Annotated in this window: 21 protein-coding genes and 1 pseudogene; 14 read left to right on the top strand and 8 right to left on the bottom strand. The window is 36.7% G+C overall.

Annotated elements, in window-relative coordinates; genetic code table 11:
* Positions 1-78 precede the first annotated feature (78 nt).
* Both AB3X49_RS07830 and katB read left to right on the top strand, forming a co-directional pair.
* A pseudogene (locus AB3X49_RS07830) lies at positions 79-521 on the top strand (ferrochelatase).
* Positions 522-580: 59 nt separating this feature from the next.
* Positions 581-2,047, top strand: a complete 1,467-nt coding sequence (gene katB, locus AB3X49_RS07825) for a catalase KatB (RefSeq protein WP_367961368.1) — start codon at positions 581-583, stop codon at positions 2,045-2,047.
* A 202-nt stretch (positions 2,048-2,249) separates the two neighbouring features.
* On the opposite strand, the gene AB3X49_RS07820 is transcribed toward katB, so the two are convergent.
* The gene (locus AB3X49_RS07820) at positions 2,250-3,482 is read right to left on the bottom strand and encodes an ammonium transporter (protein ID WP_002011245.1); all 1,233 of its coding nucleotides are present in this window, start codon (positions 3,480-3,482) and stop codon (positions 2,250-2,252) included.
* Between the two features lie 157 nt (positions 3,483-3,639).
* Here AB3X49_RS07820 and AB3X49_RS07815 point away from each other — a divergent pair, with 157 nt between their 5' ends.
* Positions 3,640-5,001 (top strand): alpha-amylase family glycosyl hydrolase, encoded by a 1,362-nt coding sequence (locus AB3X49_RS07815; protein WP_367961365.1) that lies wholly within the window; start codon positions 3,640-3,642, stop codon positions 4,999-5,001.
* A gap of 18 nt (positions 5,002-5,019) precedes the next feature.
* Here the strand turns inward: AB3X49_RS07815 and AB3X49_RS07810 are convergent, their stop codons facing one another.
* A complete protein-coding gene (locus AB3X49_RS07810; protein WP_002030284.1) occupies positions 5,020-5,511 on the bottom strand; it encodes a YajQ family cyclic di-GMP-binding protein in 492 nt (163 codons plus the stop codon).
* Between the two features lie 284 nt (positions 5,512-5,795).
* On the opposite strand from AB3X49_RS07810, the gene AB3X49_RS07805 reads away from it, so the two are divergent.
* Entirely contained in the window at positions 5,796-6,650 is an 855-nt protein-coding gene (locus AB3X49_RS07805) for a CvfB family protein (RefSeq protein WP_002011240.1), read from the top strand.
* Positions 6,651-6,850: 200 nt separating this feature from the next.
* The gene (locus AB3X49_RS07800; protein ID WP_367961363.1) at positions 6,851-7,546 is read left to right on the top strand and encodes a hypothetical protein; all 696 of its coding nucleotides are present in this window, start codon (positions 6,851-6,853) and stop codon (positions 7,544-7,546) included.
* A gap of 154 nt (positions 7,547-7,700) precedes the next feature.
* Here AB3X49_RS07800 and prsA read toward each other — a convergent pair whose 3' ends face one another.
* Positions 7,701-8,558 carry a peptidylprolyl isomerase PrsA gene (prsA, locus tag AB3X49_RS07795; protein WP_098635458.1) on the bottom strand — a complete coding sequence of 286 codons (858 nt, stop codon included), beginning with the start codon at positions 8,556-8,558 and terminating at the stop codon, positions 7,701-7,703.
* A gap of 130 nt (positions 8,559-8,688) precedes the next feature.
* On the bottom strand, positions 8,689-8,820 hold the full coding sequence (locus tag AB3X49_RS07790; RefSeq protein ID WP_001120851.1) for a DUF3941 domain-containing protein: 132 nt from the start codon (positions 8,818-8,820) through the stop codon (positions 8,689-8,691).
* Between the two features lie 100 nt (positions 8,821-8,920).
* On the opposite strand from AB3X49_RS07790, the gene AB3X49_RS07785 reads away from it, so the two are divergent.
* Entirely contained in the window at positions 8,921-9,778 is an 858-nt protein-coding gene (locus AB3X49_RS07785; protein ID WP_002086999.1) for a YitT family protein, read from the top strand.
* 26 nt (positions 9,779-9,804) lie between these two features.
* Here the strand turns inward: AB3X49_RS07785 and AB3X49_RS07780 are convergent, their stop codons facing one another.
* The 3 genes from AB3X49_RS07780 to AB3X49_RS07770 all read right to left on the bottom strand — a co-directional run bounded on the left by AB3X49_RS07780 (position 9,805) and on the right by AB3X49_RS07770 (position 11,058).
* A complete protein-coding gene (locus AB3X49_RS07780; protein ID WP_002011309.1) occupies positions 9,805-10,002 on the bottom strand; it encodes a DUF3813 domain-containing protein in 198 nt (65 codons plus the stop codon).
* A complete protein-coding gene (locus AB3X49_RS07775) occupies positions 10,003-10,143 on the bottom strand; it encodes a hypothetical protein (RefSeq protein ID WP_000516816.1) in 141 nt (46 codons plus the stop codon).
* A 105-nt stretch (positions 10,144-10,248) separates the two neighbouring features.
* Positions 10,249-11,058, bottom strand: a complete 810-nt coding sequence (locus tag AB3X49_RS07770; RefSeq protein WP_002011310.1) for a Cof-type HAD-IIB family hydrolase — start codon at positions 11,056-11,058, stop codon at positions 10,249-10,251.
* Between the two features lie 490 nt (positions 11,059-11,548).
* On the opposite strand from AB3X49_RS07770, the gene AB3X49_RS07765 reads away from it, so the two are divergent.
* On the top strand, positions 11,549-11,728 hold the full coding sequence (locus AB3X49_RS07765) for a YjzC family protein (RefSeq protein WP_002086997.1): 180 nt from the start codon (positions 11,549-11,551) through the stop codon (positions 11,726-11,728).
* 172 nt (positions 11,729-11,900) lie between these two features.
* Positions 11,901-14,501 (top strand): ATP-dependent chaperone ClpB, encoded by a 2,601-nt coding sequence (gene clpB, locus AB3X49_RS07760; protein WP_367961360.1) that lies wholly within the window; start codon positions 11,901-11,903, stop codon positions 14,499-14,501.
* A 31-nt stretch (positions 14,502-14,532) separates the two neighbouring features.
* Here clpB and AB3X49_RS07755 read toward each other — a convergent pair whose 3' ends face one another.
* Positions 14,533-14,715 carry a YjzD family protein gene (locus AB3X49_RS07755; protein ID WP_001211111.1) on the bottom strand — a complete coding sequence of 61 codons (183 nt, stop codon included), beginning with the start codon at positions 14,713-14,715 and terminating at the stop codon, positions 14,533-14,535.
* A gap of 156 nt (positions 14,716-14,871) precedes the next feature.
* Here AB3X49_RS07755 and AB3X49_RS07750 point away from each other — a divergent pair, with 156 nt between their 5' ends.
* From AB3X49_RS07750 to AB3X49_RS07725, 6 genes are all read left to right on the top strand, one after another.
* Positions 14,872-15,606 carry a lipase family protein gene (locus tag AB3X49_RS07750; RefSeq protein ID WP_063217364.1) on the top strand — a complete coding sequence of 245 codons (735 nt, stop codon included), beginning with the start codon at positions 14,872-14,874 and terminating at the stop codon, positions 15,604-15,606.
* 29 nt (positions 15,607-15,635) lie between these two features.
* Entirely contained in the window at positions 15,636-16,508 is an 873-nt protein-coding gene (locus AB3X49_RS07745) for an NAD-dependent epimerase/dehydratase family protein (RefSeq protein ID WP_367961357.1), read from the top strand.
* Positions 16,509-16,572: 64 nt separating this feature from the next.
* Positions 16,573-16,749 carry a ComZ family protein gene (locus AB3X49_RS07740; protein WP_002011319.1) on the top strand — a complete coding sequence of 59 codons (177 nt, stop codon included), beginning with the start codon at positions 16,573-16,575 and terminating at the stop codon, positions 16,747-16,749.
* Positions 16,750-17,184: 435 nt separating this feature from the next.
* Entirely contained in the window at positions 17,185-18,117 is a 933-nt protein-coding gene (fabH, locus tag AB3X49_RS07735; RefSeq protein ID WP_001100550.1) for a beta-ketoacyl-ACP synthase III, read from the top strand.
* A 31-nt stretch (positions 18,118-18,148) separates the two neighbouring features.
* A complete protein-coding gene (gene fabF / locus AB3X49_RS07730) occupies positions 18,149-19,387 on the top strand; it encodes a beta-ketoacyl-ACP synthase II (RefSeq protein WP_367961354.1) in 1,239 nt (412 codons plus the stop codon).
* Between the two features lie 115 nt (positions 19,388-19,502).
* A complete protein-coding gene (locus AB3X49_RS07725) occupies positions 19,503-20,294 on the top strand; it encodes a DUF2268 domain-containing putative Zn-dependent protease (protein WP_002030365.1) in 792 nt (263 codons plus the stop codon).
* Positions 20,295-20,360 lie beyond the last annotated feature (66 nt).

Genomic DNA, 20,360 nt, shown 5'->3' with positions numbered 1-20,360 from the left:
ATTTATTATTGCTTGTTATAATTGGAAACAAATGTTCTTGAAAAAGATTCTCATTTCCAAAATTGAGGTGCTATATAGATGACGAAGAAGAAAATAGGTTTGCTTGTAATGGCATATGGAACACCGGAGTCATTAGATGATGTATACTCGCATTCGTCACGGGCGTAAGCCGTCTGAAGAAGCGCTCCAAAATTTAATCGGACGGTATAAAGCAATTGGTGGAATTTCACCGCTTGGGAAAATAATGAAAGAGCAGGCGTATAAATTAACAGATTCAATGAATAAAATGTTTACAGAGTATGAATTTGTTTGTTACTTAGGTTTAAAACACATTGCTCGATTTAGGAGTTTTATATGACACCGATTATGAATGTAAAGTTGTAACTGATGAATTAAATGCCGCATATTTTAGACTAAATATGCCCAATTCACAATCTGTATTTATTGATTGTTTAGCTGAAATTGTTTCCAAAAAAATGAAGGAAATAGTTGACAAGGATTTAATTTTGAATAATAATTAGTTTATAATAATTTTAAATAAATAATAATTACTATGAAGGAAAGAGGAGGATCCCCCTTGATGAATCCAAATAATCGCTTAACAACAAACCAAGGTGCTCCAGTTGGAGATAACCAAAACTCTCGTACAGCTGGTCGCCGTGGACCGGTATTGTTAGAAGACTATCATTTAGTAGAAAAACTTGCTCACTTTGATCGTGAACGTATTCCTGAGCGTGTTGTGCATGCACGTGGTGCAGGTGCTCACGGTGTATTCGTAACGAAAAACAGCATGAAGCAATATACGAAAGCAGCGTTTTTACAAAATGAAGGAACTGAAACACCTGTATTCGTTCGTTTCTCAACGGTTATTCATGGTCAAGGTTCTCCAGAGACAGCTCGTGATCCGCGTGGGTTCGCTGTTAAATTCTATACAGAAGAAGGAAACTACGATATCGTAGGTAACCATTTACCAGTTTTCTTCATTCGTGACGCAATTAAATTCCCTGACATGGTGCATTCTTTAAAGCCAGCACCTGATACAAATGTTCAAACGCCAGATCGTTACTGGGATTTCATGACGTTAACTCCAGAATCTACACATATGATGACATGGGTATTTTCTGATTATGGTACACCGGCAAACTACCGTGAAATGGAAGGTTTCGGCGTACATTCATTTAAATGGATTAATGCAGAAGGTAAAATCGTTTACATTAAATATCATTGGAAGCCACAGCAAGGTGTGCGTAACTTAAGTGCGAAAGAAGTGCAAGAAGTGCAAGGAAAAGACTTCAATCATGCAACTCGTGATTTATTCGATGCAATCGAAAAAGGAAACTATCCGAAATGGGATTTACACGTACAAGTAATGCAACTAGATGAAACGGACTCTTTAGACTTCGATCCACTAGATCCAACGAAAGTATGGCCGGAAGATCGCTTCCCATTAATTGAAGTAGGGACAATGACGTTAAATCGTAACCCGAAAAACTTCTTTGCGGAAGTAGAACAAGCGGCGTTTACTCCAAGTGCAACTGTAAATGGTATTGAACCATCTGAAGATAAATTATTACAAGGTCGTTTATTCTCTTACCCAGATACGCAGCGTTATCGCCTTGGTGCAAACTATTTACAAATTCCTGTAAACTGCCCATACGCAGCTGTTCGTAATCAACAACGTGATGGTGCGATGCAAGTGGATCAAAACCCATCTACAATAAACTACGAACCGAGCCGTCATACTGAAAATCCAGTTGAGGATCCAGCTTACCGCGATTCAACTATGAAAGTAGAAGGCTACGTATCTCGTGAAAAAATTGAAAAACCAAATGACTTCAAGCAAGCGGGTGAGCGTTACCGTTCATTCTCTAAAGAAGAGCAAGACAACTTAATTGCTAATTTAACAAATGACTTAAGAGATGTAAATGAACGCACGAAATTACTAGCTATTTGTAACTTCTTCCGCGCAGATCATGACTATGGAATGCGTTTAGCTGGGGCGTTAAATGTTGATATTACGCAGTATGTAGGGAATGCTCCGAAATAAATAGGAAAAGACGACTGTTAAACGGTCGTCTTTTTTGTGTAAAATCATGCAGGGTATTTTGCGTTTTAGCTATGTCGGAATTCGTCGGTAAATCGATATATTGAAAGAAACGATCGATATATTTATGGGAATACAGGATGGGATATGCTAATCAGTGCGATAAAAGAGATGCAATCTACTATTAATAGATTGCATCTCTTTTTTAATTTACTCGCTCAGTATACTCATAAGCTTTCTCCCCGTGCATCGAAATATCAAGCCCCATTTGTTCTTCGTGCTCATCGACGCGAACAGGGAGGAAGAAGTTAATGGCTTTAATAATGGCGTACGTCATTATGATCGTGAATGCATATGTTGCTCCGATTGCTACAAGTTGTTTGAAAAGGAGAGTGGCGTTTCCGTAAAATAATCCGTTAGCACCATCGCTATTTATAGTAGTAGTTGCAAATAGTCCAGTTGCAATACCGCCCCAAGTTCCTCCGATGCCGTGGCATCCAAATGCATCGAGTGTATCGTCGTATCCGAATTTGTTTTTTAAGAAGAAGACAGCTCCGAAGCATAATATACCGCCGATTGCTCCGATAAGAAGAGCGGAGAAAGGTGTAACGAATCCACAAGCCGGCGTAATTGCGACTAAACCAGAAACAACCCCGGAAGCAGCCCCCATCGCAGTCGGTTTTGATTGGAAGAACCATTCAGAAAGCATCCAAGTTAGAGCTGAGGCAGCGGCGGCTATATTTGTATTAATAAATGCAGTTAAAGCTACGTCATTTAAAGATAATGCACTACCGACGTTGAAACCGAACCAGCCGAACCAGAGTAAGCCTGCGCCTAACATTGTAAATGGTAAATGATGAGGGGAGGTACCGCTTATATTTTTTCGTTTTCCAAGGAAAATAGCTAATACAAGACCAGCAACGCCAGATGTGATATGAACGACATTACCACCAGCGAAGTCTAACGCACCGAGTTCTCTCAGCCATCCGCCAACGCCCCACACCCAATGAGCGACAGGATTGTAAACGATTGTTGTCCAAAGAAGGATAAAAATAAGAAAGGCAGAAAATCGCATTCTTTCGGCGAATGCCCCTGAAATTAAAGCGGGAGTTAAAATAGCGAACATGAGTTGGAACATCATAAATAAATTGTGAGGAATAGTAGATGAGTAGTCTGGGTTTGGTGCGTAGGTAACTCCGTTTAGACCGAACCAATCGAGATTGCCGATAAGTCCGTGCCAATCTGGCCCGAATGATAAAGAATAACCGATAACAATCCATTGAATCGAAACGATAGCCATTGCGCTATAACTGTGCATTGTCGTGCTGAGTACGTTTTTACTGCGAACCATACCCCCATAAAAAAGTGCCAATCCTGGTGTCATCAACATGACCATTACTGTCGTTACAAAAATAAAAACTGTATCTCCCGTATTCATTCTCTCTCCTCCTAGGATGTTAGAAAAAATAACATCTATATGTTATGTTTCATATCATATTCGAAATAAAAAGAAAAATCAACTAAAAATTCAGAAAACTTTTTAGTTGATGTTAGAAAACCTAACATGATATATTTTTGGGGGGTAAAATCAACGTATGCGATTTGCTCTAAAAATTGGTATAATATTCTTACAATTGGAATTTTGGGGGATGCGTGTGAAAAAAATATGGACTAAGGAACTATTCATTTGTTTTTGTTTAGCTGTTATTTTGTTTGTGCCAGTACATACTTTTGCGGAAGAAAAAAGGGAATGGCGAGATGAAGTTATATATTCCATTATGATTGATCGCTTTAATAACGGAGAATCGAAAAATGACAAACAGTTAGACGTTGGTAATTTAGAAGGGTATCAGGGCGGAGATATACGTGGGATTATAAAAAGATTGGACTACATAAAAGAAATGGGATTTACTACTATTATGCTTTCACCGCTTTTTGAAAGTGAAAAGTATGACGGATTAAGCGTTCGAAATTTTCAAAAAGTAAATGAACATTTCGGAACAGAAAATGATGTGAAAGAACTTGTAAATGAGGCTCACAAAAAAGGAATGAAAGTTGTCTTTCAATTTCCGTATGAAGAAAATGAACAAAAATTAATAGACTCGATGAAATGGTGGATAAAAGAAGTCGATTTAGACGGAAGTTATGTGATACATAGTGAAAAAAAGCCGCGTGCTTTTTGGGATGAAGTGCAAAAGGATTTGCAGAAGGTAAAGAAAGATTTTCACATTATGACAAAGGAAGATAATGAGTACTATAAAAAAATAGTAGAGTCATTTTCAAAAGCAGATATGTCTGTGAAACCTTTATATGATGTGAGTGGAAAAGAAGAGGAATTCGCTACGTTTTTAGATAATCAAGAAACAAAGCGATTTGCACGTATTGCAAAAGAAAATATGTATTACCCGCCGTCTCGTTTAAAACTAGCGATCACTTACTTATTAACATCCCCGGGGATACCGAATTTTTATTACGGAACTGAAATCGCATTAGATGGGGGAGATGCTCCAGATAATAGACGATTAATGGACTTCAAATCTGATGAAAAGTTTATGCAGCACATAACGAAGCTAGGTGAACTTAGACAAGCGAGACCATCTTTACGACGTGGTACGTTTGAACTTCTATATGATAAGGATGGAATGAGTATACTAAAAAGAAAGTATAAAGATGAAGTAACACTAGTAGCGATTAATAATACGAAAGAAACGCAAAAGGTCTCCTTACCTGTAAGTGCAATTGGTGAAAAACAAGAGTTAAGAGGATTGTTAGAAGACGAAATTATAAGAGAAGAAAACGGAAAGTTTTATCTTGTTTTAAAGCGCGAAGAGTCGAATGTGTATAAAGTTAGCGAAGAAACAGGTGTGAATTGGTTGTTTATCTCCTTAATAGTCGGTGTGAACGTATTATTTATTGCTTTTTTAATTGCGGTTAAAAAGAAAAGATCCTCTGTATAGATAGAGGATCTTTTTTTCTTAGCGATAGTTAATGAACTGTACGTCGATTGGTAAGTCAACGCTGCGAACGGCTGCGATTACTGCTTGTAAGTCATCACGGCTTTTCGCTGTTACGCGTACTTGGTCATCTTGTACTTGCGTTTTTACTTTTAATTTCATTTCTTTAATGATGTTGTTAATTTTTTTCGCGTTATCTTTATCGATACCTTGTTGCAGAGTTGCACGTTGGCGAACAGTATTACCAGATGCAGTTTCAACTTTTCCGTAGTCCAAGTTTTTAATTGGAACGTTACGTTTTACAAGTTTAGAAATTAGAACGTCTTTTACTTGGTCTAATTTGAACTCGTCATCAGAAGTTAAAACAAGTACTTCTTTTTCTAATTTAATATCACTTTTACTACCTTTAAAGTCATATCGGTTTTGGATTTCCTTTAATGCGATGTTAATTGCGTTTGTTACTTCAGGTAATTCTACTTTCGAAACGATGTCAAAAGAACTCTCTTTTGCCATAGTTAGCACCTCCAAATAAATTTCTATCTTTTCATGCACCTAAATAGGCTATGTAATATACATATTAAAGTATAGCGGAAAATACATCGATTAGATAGAGTGTTGCAACTTAAGTGTTTTGACGGATCATCCGTAGGGGAATATAGTCCTATAGATACAGTCTTTATTTAATTATAGTGAATTTTGGGCAGTTGGACAAATAAAGGAAAAATCGTGTTATAATTAACTTTTGTTTGGAATGATAAAAAAGATAATTTTATATATATAGAAGGGAATTAAAAAATATGTATTTGCAATTAGGATCGATTGAACAGGTAACTGTTTTACGCGAAACGGAAATCGGATATATGGTTGGAAACGAAGAGGAAGAAATCTTCCTACATAAAAACGAATTAGCTGGAGAAATTGCAGAAGGCGATACGATTGATGTATTCTTATACCTTGATCACCAAAATCGTATTTCAGCAACAATGAAGGAACCAATTATTACAACGCATGATTGGAATTGGGTAAAGGTTGTAGAAGTTATTCCTAGTTTAGGTGTATTTGTTGATATTGGTGTATCGAAAGATATACTAATTCCACTTGATGAGTTTCCAATTTATATGCCAGTATGGCCTCAGGAAGGCGACGAATTATATTGTACGTTAAAATTAACGAATCGTGATCGTTTAATTGCTCTTCCGGCAAGAGACAGTGATATGCAAGAAATTATCGTAGATGCAACGCCATCTATGCGTAATAAAAACGTAAATGGACGTGTGTATCGCTCACTTCAAGTTGGTTCATTCATACTAACTGACGAGCATTTCCGTGCTTTCTTACACCATACAGAAAGAAAAGAACAAGTCCGCATCGGTGAGCGCGTAACAGGTCGTATTATTGACGTAAAAGATGACGGTACAATTAATATTTCACTTCTTCCTCGTAAAGAAGAAGGAATGGAAGATGATGCAGCAGTACTTTATGCATATATGGAAGAACGAGGCGGAGCAATGCCGTTTTGGGATAAGAGCAACCCAGAAGACATTAAAGAACGTTTCAATATGAGTAAAGCTGCCTTTAAGCGCGCACTTGGTAAACTGATGAAAGAAGAAAAGATTTACCAAGAAGAAGGCTGGACTTACTTTAAGAAATAAGATAAATGAAAAAGAACTATTTTTTCTCTAAGTTTATTAGGGAGGAGGTAGTTCTTTTTACGTTCGGCACAAAAGGAGAAAGGGAGTAAGAGAATCATTGGAAGAGGAATATTTTAAAAAATATAGAAGGGATAGATAGTTATATCTATATGAGAGAGAGTTTGAATTTAATTTTGATTGAAAAGAAATGAGGTATGTAAATGAAATATTATAGTTCAGGGTACCTCATAATTTCCTACGATAGGGAACTTATCTATAAAGAATGCAATATTGAGGGGCTATCACAAAAGATTTTAACAATATGTAATGGGATTCGGCCTACATTTCCGGATTATTGGTTTTTCCCTTGGTGTAATTCAAATAAAAATGATCCTATTGCTCAGATGATAAATGGAAGGTTGAAGATTAGTAAAGAGGAACATGAAAGTGGACAATCTTTTTTAGATACACTAATGGAAGAAGAAAAGTTCTCGTGGCCGAATGCTTTTAAAAATTTAGAAGATGCGAGATTCTTTAAGCGAAATTATTTAAAAGGGATAGAAAATTTAGAGATGATTAGTTTGCATCTTTCAGAAGAGTATCGGACGGATTTCTTAATGAATGAGCGAGAAGAAAATGATTTTGAAGTTTCTATATATGATTTTATCGAAAGTGCATTACCTGCTGATGTTGAGAACGATGAAATATTAGGATTTGATATATGTGGTTTTAGTAACAATAATTTTTATTCTTTTATTCATAATAATTTACAAGAGGATTTTGGTAAGCAATTAAATGAATTATCACTTGTTGATAAGTATGAAGATGCAAAGCAGATTATCCATTTAATTGATGATGGGGAAATTGAGGCAGAAGAGGTATTGTGGTATCCGTGGTTAATTTTGAAATGCATATAACTTGTTAGAGAAAGAGGTATAAGCATCGGATTAAAATGGAGGTAGAATTAGATCATATCACTTGGGATTATAAAATCTTGAAGAAAAAGTTAAAAATGTTGATAGAAGATTAAAAAAGCACGATCTTATTTTTTCAATAAGATCGTGCTTTATTTTAGTTCCCTTTCCCAAAAAGATGAGAAAATGTATCTTTCAAGTCACTATCGTTTATTTTAATATCCGCCTTTTTTAATTCATCTTGTAATAATTTTTGACCGAAGGAAGGGTCGGCAAGACGTTCTTCTTCTAAGTCTTTACGTATAGAGTCTTTCACTTTATCGTAAGGTTGTAAATCTTTTTTATCAGTTAGTTTAATAATGTGATAGCCGTTTGGTGATTTTACGGGATTGCTAATTTGGCCGGGCTTTAATTTGTAGGCAGCTTTTTCAAATTCAGGTGTCATTTTGCCTGCCCCGAAGTATCCGAGGTCTCCGCCATTATCTTTTGATGCTAAATCTTGAGATTCTTGTTTTGCTAATTCTTCAAATGAAGTGCCGGTATCTAATTTCTTCTTTATCTCTTTCGCTTCATTTTCGTTACTTACTAAAATGTGACTAGCTTTAATTTCTGGTTTATAGTGGTCTTTCACATCTTTTTCTGTAACGCTTTGTTTAATCGCTTCATTCAATGCAAGTTTGAATTTAATTTGATTTTTGAAATCTTCTTCATCTTTTAAACGATTATTTTCTAGTGTTGCTTTGAATTGTTCTCCATATTGATCTTTTGCTTTTTCTACTTCTTTATCTACTGCATCATCAGATACTTTATATTTTTTAGTAATAACATCTTGTGCTACCATTTCGTATAGCGTGTCTTTTCCGTATCGATCTTTCAATTGTTTTTCGAAATCGCTCTTCGTAATGGTTGAGTTTGTTGTTGTAGCGATTGTGGCCGAGTCATTTTTTTGTCCGCAAGCAGATAGCATTAATATACTTATTAGTGCAGTGATAATGAATGTACTTTTTCCTTTCATGCTAACACCTCATCCGAATATGTTATCGCTATTGTAGAATATAGAAGTGAACATGAAGTGAATTTTTAATGTTTTTTCCCTGTAAAATGTAAAAAAAGTACATCAACATTAACGTTGATGTACGATGTAATCAAAGGTGATCGGTTTTCTTAGAATATGCACGTTTTCCTTGCTGAATATTTTTTTGCTCTTGTTCATTTTTTTGAGTGCGCTTTGCATTATTGTCGCGTGCTTTTTTGTCGTTATCGCTAGTATGTGGCATATGTATCAACTCCATTTCTAAACGTTGTATGTTTATCATTTCCTTTTTCGTAAAGACTATGTATAGCGGTGCATTCATGAATACTAAAGGTGGATTAGAAATGGATTTGAAGCTGAATTATACTGAACTTATTAAGAAGTTAGTCGTTGTAATTATTGCGGGTTTATTAAATGCGATTGGGATGAATTTATTTTTAACACCAGCGAAAGTGTATGCGAGTGGTTTTGCTGGATTGTCTCAATTATTGTCACAAATATTAGGTGACTTTTTATCTATTCATATATCTACGGGGGTATTGTTTAGTTTGTTTAATATTCCTGTCGTTATTTTAGCGTGGAAAAAGGTTGGGAAGGCCTTTACATTTTTTAGTTTTCTTTGCGTTGTATTTATGACTTTGTTTTTAGAAATTATCCCAGTTAGAGCGGTTTCGCACGATATTATATTGAATGCGATTTTTGGTGGTATTATTTCAGCGATTGGGGTAGGGGTTGCTTTAAAGTGGGGGGCTTCTACAGGTGGTCTAGATATTATTGCCATGATTTTATCAAAAATAAAAGATAAGCCTATCGGCACGTATTTTTTCTTCTTTAATGCACTTATCATTATCGCCGCTGGCTATGTGTATGGATGGGAAAAGGCATTATATACTTTAGTCACTTTGTATGTATCAACGAGAATTATTGATGCGATTCATACCCGTCATGTGAAGATTACGGCATTAATTGTTACAAAGAACGGGGCAGATGTGCGAAAAGCGATTCACTCTCGCTTAGTGAGGGGGATTACAACTATACCAGCAACAGGTGCTTATACAAATGAAAATAAAGAAATGTTAATGATTGTTATTACTCGTTACGAGTTGTACGAATTAGAGAGGGTTATTAAACAAGTGGACCCAGGTGCATTTACAAATATACTGCAAACGGTCGGTGTGTTTGGATTGTTTAGAAAAGATTAAAGAGGACCAAAGCTGGTCCTCCTTTTTTAATGCGAATTCGTAATGTTTTGCAATTGCTCCTGCATTTCACGTAGCTGAACTTTTTCAGCAGTTGAAGAGTTTGCATAAGCAGAGTGCAAAGAGTTTTTTGCTCTATAAACGAGTTCCTGTTGTTCAGCGCCACTTGAACAAGAAACGGCACTTGAAACAGCGTCTCTAGCTTGTTGGAATAGTAAATTCCCCATTTAAACCCCTCCAAATGAAGAGTTACTTCTCGCTTTTTCTGCCTCAGCTAATGTACCTCTGTACGGGAATCTTGCATCATGCTTCATAACAGCATCGGCTCCTTGCTGGATAAAACGTTTTGATTTGTTCTTTTTACCCATTCGAAAAACCCCCTTTATTTAGCTGAAAACAATTGACGCGCTGACTTTTGCGTCTAATAATAGTATGAGCGTTTGGCGAGAAACTATAAGCAGGGAATTTTTAGATTACAATCCAAGAACCTCTTCTAAATATAGAGCGATACCATCTTCTTCATTCGTTAATGTCGTATGATTTGCGAGTGATTTTAATTCAGGAATTGCATTACCCATTGCGATTCCATGACCAGCAAATTCGATCATTTCAAAGTCGTTATCCTCATCACCAAAAGCGATAATTCGCTCTTTAGGAATATTATAATGGCCTGAAATTTTTTGTAATCCGACAGCTTTATTTAATCCGCTTTTTACAATTTCAATAATTGGCCAAGGCGCACCCCATTTTCTATGGTCGATGACTTCAGCATGCATATCTGTTAAATGTTGGCGAATTGCAGCAGAATGCTCGTCATGTGCATCGATTAATAAGCAAGTTGGATGGTCGTTTAAAATATTTAATAAATCTCCTGTGAAAATCCTTGGAGAACCGAATTCGAAAATATGTTTTTTATCTTCATCAATTTCACGGACATACACATCATCGATGACTTCAGCATAGACATTTTTCACGCCGAAATCAAAGCAAGCTCGGACGATTTCTTGCGCTGTTGAAAGTTCAAGAGGAGAGTGATGTGTTCCCCAACTTGAATCAAGAGGGTGATGCACGTAAGCTCCATTAAAGTTTACGATTGGTGTGTTAAGGCTAAGTTCTTTATAATAATCGTAACTAGCGCGGAATGGACGTCCTGTTGAAATAACGACAATATGTCCTTGTTCTTTTGCTTTTGCAATTGTGTTTTTCGTTCTGGGAGAAATTATTTTGTTGTCTGTTAATAAAGTTCCGTCTAAGTCTAATGCGATTAAATGTTGTTTGTTCATAATTTCACCTCTTATAATAAATTTTTTGATTCTATCTGTATTTACGTTTTTAATATGCAGAAATAAGAGGTTAGACTGGGTGAAACTACTGTAGATGAAAGTTTCACTATATATCCATCTTACGTCGCGAAGCGCTGTGGTGTCTACTATTTCTCGTTGGAAATTAGGGAAAGTCAATATCTTTTTAGAAAGTTCAAACAATGTTTCTTTCATTATGTACAATTTGTGAAAAGGGTTACATTGTTTGAATGATGCGACTTATAATGAACATGTAATCTTCTCGTATATGTTTGACTCTCCTTTGAAACTGGCCTAAAGTAGGTTGGTTTCTTTTTTTTCAACAAATATGCCAATAATTCCTGCTTAAGCTTGTGTAATTATATATATGTACATGGGTAAACCGTAGTACTTGTTTCCTAAACATGACAGAAAAGCTTTCTTTTAAAATGGATATACTAATGAGGCAAGACGTCATGGAAGGAGAATGGAAATGGGACAAAATCGCAGGTTTCGTTCAGGGCAAAAAGCGCCAAATGATGGCATTTACGTAGAAATTGGTGAAACGGGAAGTATGGTGAAAAATCCGCAAATGGTACAATTAACTGCCGGTGAAAAGTTTCCAGAGAACGCAAATCATAACCGTCAGTGGACATATAAAAGAAAACCGTAACAGAAGCCGCAATCGTTATTGCGGCTTTTTTGATTAGGAAAATGAATGTTACTTTTTTCTTTTTCCAATAATAAGTTTGAACTACATAAGCAAAATTATTGTATAAAAAAGTCAGTTGGCGTATAATCAAATCAAAGGTCAAAGAAAGTCAAATATTTGGAGGGCTGTAAAGATGGACTTAAATCAAATGACAACAAAAACACAGGAAGCGATTATGAGTGCTCAATCTTTAGCGGTATCTCATCATCATCAAGAAGTAGATACTGTTCATCTATTGCTTACGTTATTAGAGCAACAAGACGGATTAACGGTACGTATTTTTCAAAAAATGAATGTCGATATAGAAGCGTTAAAGCAAGGTGTAGAAAGTTTAATTAAGAAAAAGCCTTCTGTAACTGGAAGCGGGGCAGAGGCAGGGAAATTATATGTAACAGGTGCTTTGCAACAACTGCTTGTAAGAGCAGGAAAAGAAGCGGAGAAATTGCAAGATGATTACATTTCAGTCGAACATGTATTACTTGCTTTTTCTGAAGAAAAAGGCGATATAAATCAATTATTTACAAAATTTTATATTACGAAAGACAACTTATTACAGTTTTTAATGACAGTTCGGGGGAATCAAAGAGTGACTAGTCAAAATCCAGAAGCAACTTATGAAGCGTTAGAAAAATATGGCCGTGATTTAGTGGCTGAAGTAAGAGCGGGGAAAATTGATCCTGTAATTGGCAGAGATAGTGAAATTAGCCGCGTGATCCGCATTCTTTCACGCAAAACGAAAAATAACCCCGTTTTAATCGGAGAGCCAGGTGTTGGTAAAACAGCAATCGTTGAAGGATTAGCGCAGCGTATTGTGAAAAAAGATGTCCCAGAAGGATTAAAAGATAGAACAATTTTCGCTTTAGATATGAGTGCACTTGTGGCCGGAGCAAAATTCCGCGGTGAGTTTGAAGAACGTCTGCAAGCTGTATTAAATGAAATTAAAAAGAGTGAAGGTCGCATTTTATTATTCATTGATGAACTTCATACAATCGTCGGCGCTGGTAAAACAGAAGGAGCGATGGATGCGGGAAATATGTTAAAACCAATGCTAGCGCGTGGTGAACTGCATTGTATCGGGGCAACGACATTAGATGAATACCGTAAATATATTGAGAAAGATCCAGCGTTAGAAAGACGTTTCCAACAAGTGTTAGCAGAAGAGCCAACTGTTGAGGATACAATTTCCATTTTACGTGGTTTAAAAGAGCGTTTTGAAATTTATCACGGTGTAAATATTCATGACCGCGCGATTGTAGCGGCATCTGTTTTATCAGATCGATATATTTCGGATCGTTTCTTGCCCGATAAAGCAATTGATCTTGTTGATGAAGCTTGTGCAACAATTCGAACAGAAATTGATTCTATGCCAACAGAACTAGATGAAGTAACGCGCCGCATTATGCAGCTGGAAATTGAAGAAGCTGCTCTTGGGAAAGAAAAGGACTTAGGTAGTCAAGAGCGCCTAAAAACATTGCAACGTGAATTATCGGATTTAAAAGAAGTTGCAAGTAGTATGAGAGCGAAATGGGAGAAAGAAAAAGAAGACATTCATAAAGTGCGTGACTTACGTGAACATTTAGAGCGCTTGCGCCGTGAGTTAGAAGAAGCAGAAGGAAATTACGATTTAAATAAAGCAGCTGAGCTTCGCCACGGGAAAATTCCAGCTATCGAAAAAGAGTTAAAAGAAGCGGAAGAGATGGGTGCACATAATAAACAAGAGAATCGTTTATTACGCGAGGAAGTAAGTGAAGAAGAAATTGCAGACATTGTTTCAAGGTGGACTGGTATTCCTGTCGCAAAACTCGTTGAAGGTGAACGTGAGAAATTATTACGTCTTGAACAAATTTTATCAGAGCGTGTTATCGGTCAAGAGGAAGCGGTAAGCCTTGTATCAGACGCAGTACTTCGTGCTCGCGCTGGTATTAAAGATCCGAATCGTCCAATTGGTTCATTTATTTTCTTAGGCCCTACAGGTGTTGGTAAAACTGAGCTTGCAAAAACGTTAGCGCAAACATTATTTGACAGTGAAGAGCAAATGATTCGTATCGATATGTCTGAGTATATGGAGAAACACGCAGTGTCACGCTTAATTGGAGCGCCTCCTGGATATGTTGGATATGAAGAAGGTGGACAATTAACAGAAGCAGTAAGACGTAAACCATATTCTGTTATTTTGTTAGATGAAATCGAAAAAGCACATCCAGAAGTATTCAACATTTTATTACAAATGTTAGACGATGGCCGCATTACAGATTCACAAGGACGTACAGTAGACTTTAAAAATACGGTTATTATTATGACTTCAAATATTGGATCTGCTCACTTATTAGAAGGGCTAGAAGAAGATGGTTCTATTAAAGAAGAGTCAAGAGAACTTGTAATGGGACAATTAAGAGGACATTTCCGACCAGAATTCTTAAACCGTGTCGATGAAATTATTTTATTCAAACCTCTTACAAGGAATGAAATTAAAGGTATTGTTGATAAGATTGTACAAGAATTACAAGGGCGTTTAGCAGATCGCCACATATCATTAGAATTGACGGAATCTGCAAAAGAATTTGTTGTAGAAGCTGGATTCGATCCGCTGTACGGAGCTCGTCCGTTAAAACGATACGTACAGCGTCAAGTTGAGACGAAATTAGCGAGAGAATTAATTGCAGGAGTGATTACTGATAATAGTCACGTAGTGGTTGATGTAGAAAATAACGAATTAGTCGTTCATGTAAAGTAAAAAAAGAGTTCGGATAAAATCCGGACTCTTTTTAGTGTTGTTCTACTGGCTCGTTTGGAATCGCAGCTGCAATCGCTAATACTAATACCGCAAGAACAACTGAGAAAATAGACGCTTGGTTAAAATCGTATGTACCGCCAGTCATAGAGCCGATTACGTAGCTCATCATATGTACAAGCGCGAACGACCAAATTAATGCCCAAATGAAACGCATATTTTACACCTCTATTCGTTCAATCTGTCCTTATTGTAACACAATTGAAAAAAGAATATAGAAAAATATTTGTAGATTTTTCAACGCAAATTTGCATTCTGTTCATACATTATAAAAGAGTACTTTTATACGTTTAGAAAATAAGGCGGGGGAAAAATGAGTATTACGGAACGTTTTTTTTACTTAGAAAAAGAACCATGTGTAATTTATTTACCGGAAAAGCCAAATGGATTTTCTGTTATGCTCCTAGGAGATTATAACTATTTTATTGAGAATGGTACAAGTTTATGGACACAGCATGCAGGGAGAGCTTATTTTTTACAGGGCCTTATTGAAAAAGGCTATACGGTCTTTTCATCTAACTTATACGGAAGGCATTGGGGGAACGATCGAGCTGTTCGTCTTGCAAAACGTTTGTATGATGTCGTTCTAAGAAAAGAGACATTGAATGCGAAAATGCACATTATGGCAGATGGTATGGGAGCGCTTGTAGCACTGGAGATGATGAACAAATACCCTGAATGTATACGTTCTGTCGTTATGTTAAATCCGTGTTTAGATTTACCAGAATATGTGGATTTTGAGAAAGAGCATAAGTTTTTTTACAAAAGATTAGTGAAGGAATTAAGTTTGGCGTACGATTCCAAAGAAGAAGAATTAGAATCAAAAATAAATAAGAAATCATTTGCGCTTCTGCCGTCTTGTGTACCTGTTAAAATTTTTGTCTCAACACAGGAAAAAAGAGGAAGAAAACAATTGTTACGTAAATACGAGAAAATGAGGCAATTCAATCAATGCGATACTTCTGTTTTATTCCATCTGCAAGATGTGAAATATAAAATGGTTAGACAAACGACTGATTTCTTTAAAAAATATGAAGAAGAATTGTGAAGCTCCCATATACATAAATGAGGAGCTATTTGTTTCAAGGGGAAAGGGTTGGTGGTATGAAACGCGTGCTGATTATAGGTGCACTTACGTTTGTAGGTTATCACCTTGTGAATAAAATGATTGCAGAAGAAGTAGAAGTATATGGTCTTGATTTTGATGAATTTGATAGTATGACAAAAATTAATGAAGAGAAATTATTGTTGATTGGGCGGAATGCGTTATTTACGTACTATTCTATAAGGGATGAAGACGGATGGCGATCGGTAGAGGAAGAGAGTTTCGATACAATTTATTTTTGCTTGTATGAGCCGAATCAGCAAAGTGGATTTCGGAATGAAAGGGTCATATTACAATATTTAAAACGAATCGTAAGGATGTGTGAAAAAAATAAAGTAAAGTTAAATCTAATTTCTTCTATTGAAATAGGAAGCGCTGAAGAATCCGAAAACAAACATCTATTTTCGAAAGTGGAAGAAGGGTTGAAAAAAGGCGAATTACAATATAGTGCATATCGAGTTCCTACATTATATGGGCCGTGGCAACCGTCGTTTATGATGTATCATCAGCTTATTTTATCAGAACTTGATGAAAAAGAGTGCCGTTGTATAAATGGAGAAAAAGGAAGTGATTTACTTTACGTTGAAGATGTATGTGAATATTTATGGGAAAATGGAATGAATGTAAAACACCTCGGTATATATAATTTACTTAGTGGAAAAGAAGAGTTATGGGAAAAAGGTATGAGTCTTTTACATGCAGATGATAAAGTAAATAACAAAAATGTGGAAGTAAGAGATGAAGCTGTAGAGGTTATTTCTATTCAAAAAAATACACCAGTAGAATTCGGTTTAAATAAACAATTGGCACATATGAAAAAATATAAAGAGTTATACGAAGGGTAGCATGCGTGTTACACTATTGTATGGATAATTGATTGAAAAGCTTTAATGGAGAGGAAGAGATTACATGAACGAAAAAAGTATGCAATTTTTACAAATCGCAATGAAGCATTTACCAGAAGCAAAGGCAATTTTAGATTCTAATGGAATTGCACTTGATATGGAGAAAGCACAGCCGGTGTTAGAGCTATTGATGAAAGTAATGGGCGAAGCATATGAGCTTGGGAAAGCAGATAAAGAATAAAACCAACCTCTTCTTTTTTGATGGGAGAGAGGCTCGAGCCGTGGATAGAAGCGGTTGGGGCCTTTTTTTGTTTCGAGCGGAGTGAAACCAGAGGGATGATGAGGCTAAAGGGGAAGGTTATGAGGAGAAGGTCTTAGTTTTGAAGGGAAAGCAGATAAAGAATAAAACCAACCCCTTCTTTTTTGATGGGAGAGAGGCTCGAGCTGTGGATAGAAGCGGTAAGGGCTTTTTTTGTTTCGAGCGGAGTAAGGTCAAAAGTATTGGGGAGTTTATCTTTTGAAAGGATAGGGATTTTTCTGTTTCTTTTAATGAAAAATAAAGTTAGTAATACGCTGTCTTATTTTTTTAGCTGAAATATATTCTAGACAAAAGTACATTTATGTTTTAAAATTAGTACCAAGTCATAATAATTGATATAAAACGGAGGGCTGCGATGTGAACGTGGGCATTTTAGGGATCGGAAGATATGTGCCAGAAAAAGTAGTCACAAATCACGATTTAGAGAAAATCGTAGATACATCTGATGAATGGATTCGTACGAGAACGGGAATTGCAGAAAGACGCATTGCCGATGATACAATAGATACTTCATATATGGCGGTAGAGGCTTCTAAAAAAGCACTTGAAGATGCCGGGATTAGCGGAGAGGATATCGATCTTATTTTAGTGGCAACAGTAACGCCAGATCGCGCATTCCCAGCAGTAGCTTGTGTAATCCAAGAAGCAATTGGCGCAAAACACGCAGCCGCAATGGATTTAAGTGCAGCGTGTGCTGGCTTTATGTACGGAATGATTACAGCGCAGCAATTTATTCAAACGGGAACTTATAAAAATGTATTAGTAGTTGGTAGTGACAAACTATCTAAAATTGTAGACTGGAACGATCGAAATACAGCAGTACTATTTGGAGACGGAGCAGGTGCTATCGTAATGGGAGCTGTTTCGGAAGGAAAAGGTGTACTTTCTTTTGAATTAGGAGCGGACGGAAGTGGCGGTAAGCATCTTTATCAAGACGAGTATGTTATGATGAACGGCAGAGAAGTCTTTAAATTTGCTGTTCGCCAACTTGGTGATTCCTGTCTTCGCGTGTTAGAAAAAGCGGGACTTACGAAAGAGGATGTGGACTTCTTAGTACCACATCAAGCGAATATTCGTATTATGGAATCTGCAAGAGAAAGATTAAATTTACCGAAAGAAAAAATGAGTATGACAATTGAAAAGTTCGGTAATACATCGGCTTCTTCAATTCCAATTGCAATGGTAGAGGAATTGCAAAATGGACGTATTCAAGATGGTGATTTAATTATACTAGTCGGTTTTGGCGGCGGGTTAACATGGGGAGCAGTAGCTCTTCGTTGGGGTAAATAAGGACTGAGAGAAAAAAAGGAGTGTATTTTGTATGGAAAAAAAGAGGGTCGTAATTACAGGGCTAGGAGCTGTTACACCGATCGGAACAGATGTTGAAACAGCTTGGGAAAACATTAAAAACGGTGTATCCGGAATCGGACGACTTACAAGAATAGATTCAGAACAAATTCCTGCAAAAGTAGCAGCAGAAATTAACGACTTTGAAGTCGAAAAATATATAGATAAAAAAGAAGCGCGCCGTATGGACCGCTTTACGCAATATGCAGTAGCAGCAGCGAAAATGGCAGTTGCGGATGCAAAGCTTGAAATTACAGAAGAAAATGCACCACGCATTGGTGTATGGGTTGGTTCTGGTATTGGTGGTATGGAAACATACGAAGAACAATTTAAGATTTTTACTGAAAAAGGTCCGCGCCGCGTGAGCCCATTCTTCGTACCAATGATGATTCCAGATATGGCAGCAGGTCAAGTGTCAATCGCTACAGGAGCGAAAGGAATTAATACTTGCTCTGTAACAGCTTGTGCATCTGGAGCAAACTCAATTGGTGATGCGTTTAAAGTAATCCAGCGCGGTGATGCTGATGCGATGATAACAGGCGGAGCAGAAGCGCCATTAACAAGTATGGCATTCGCTGGGTTTAGCTCAGCGAAAGCATTAACATTCAATGAAGATCCAGCAACGGCTTGCCGCCCATTCGATAAAAATCGTAGCGGTTTCGTAATGGGTGAAGGATCAGGAATTCTTATTCTTGAAGAATTAGAGCACGCATTAGCACGTGGTGCTCACATTTATGCGGAAATTGCTGGTTATGGTGCAACTGGTGATGCGTTCCATATTACAATGCCTGCTCCTGGCGGTGAAGGCGGAGTTCGTGCGATGCGTCAAGCTTTAGCTGATGCAGGTCTAGAGCCAAAAGATATTGATTACATTAATGCACATGGTACAAGTACAGATGCAAATGAAAAGTATGAAACGATGGCAATTAAAGAAACTTTCGGTGAGCATGCATATAAAGTAGCGATTAGCTCAACGAAATCAATGACAGGTCATTTATTAGGAGCAGCTGGTGCTGTTGAAGCGATCTTCTCTATTAAATCAATTACAGACGGAGTAATTCCTCCGACGATTAACTATGAAACACTAGATCCAGAATGTGATTTAGATTACGTACCAAATACAGCGAGACATCAAGAAGTGCGAGCTGTATTAAGTAATTCATTAGGATTCGGTGGTCATAACGCAGTATTAGTATTTAAAGCATATAAATAATATGTACAATAAGGTGTCTTTTCGTAAAGTATTACGAAAAGACACCTTATTTATTTTTTATCACTTTTACGTTCCTTTCTTTTTTGCATATATATAAGAAAAGGAGGGATGAAGGTTGGGGGTTGTTGAAACGGCAGAATGGTTACATCTGTATTATGGACGTCCAGAGAAGCTTTGTGAGAAATTTACAAAGTATATTCCATTGCCAAAAGAGAGGCTGTATCGCTTTTTAATCTCTAAAGGTATGTATCGACCAGTAATGCGGGGGGAGCAGGAAATTAAAGAGTTAGAGAAGAAAGAAATTTGGAAAGAACTTAGCATGGAGTATGAAAAATTGAAAGGTTGGCTAAAAGGTCCAGATGTCCCTATCTTTATTTTATTATCAGATTCATACAATCGAACTGTACAAGAGGAATATAACGGGAAGGCTGGCTTATCTATGCGTCACGTTATTTTCTTATTCGTATGTGGACGTAATTCAGTAGAGGAACTAAAAGCTTTATTAACACATGAATACCATCATATATGTAGGTTACATCAAATTGAGACGAAAGAAACAGAGTATACATTACTTGATACGATGATTATGGAAGGGTTAGCTGAGCAAGCTGTGTATGAAAGGTATACAGAAAAAAGATGTGCACCGTGGACTACTTACATTTCAAAAGAAGATGCTATTTATTATTGGAGGAATTCAATACAAGAACGAATAGGCGTAAAGAGAGGTACGAGGGAGCATGATGTTTTATTAAATGGACTGCACTCGTATCCGAAAATGCTTGGCTATGCACTTGGATTTCATATTGTGAAAGATTGTGTAGCATTTGAAGGAGAAAATACACTTTCTTTATTATCTATAGATGCGAAAGAAATATTGAATAAAGCAAATACATTTCATGTTTCATGAAAAACAGGGGAGCTATCTCCTGTTTTTTTAATATTATAGAAGAAAAAATAATAATTAGAATATATT

This window comes from Bacillus sp. C30, from assembly GCF_040838255.1.
GTDB classification, from domain to species: Bacteria; Bacillota; Bacilli; order Bacillales; family Bacillaceae_G; genus Bacillus_A; species Bacillus_A mycoides.
The sequence above is the reverse complement of the archived record's forward strand: the minus strand, read 5'-3'. Positions and strand labels throughout refer to the sequence as shown.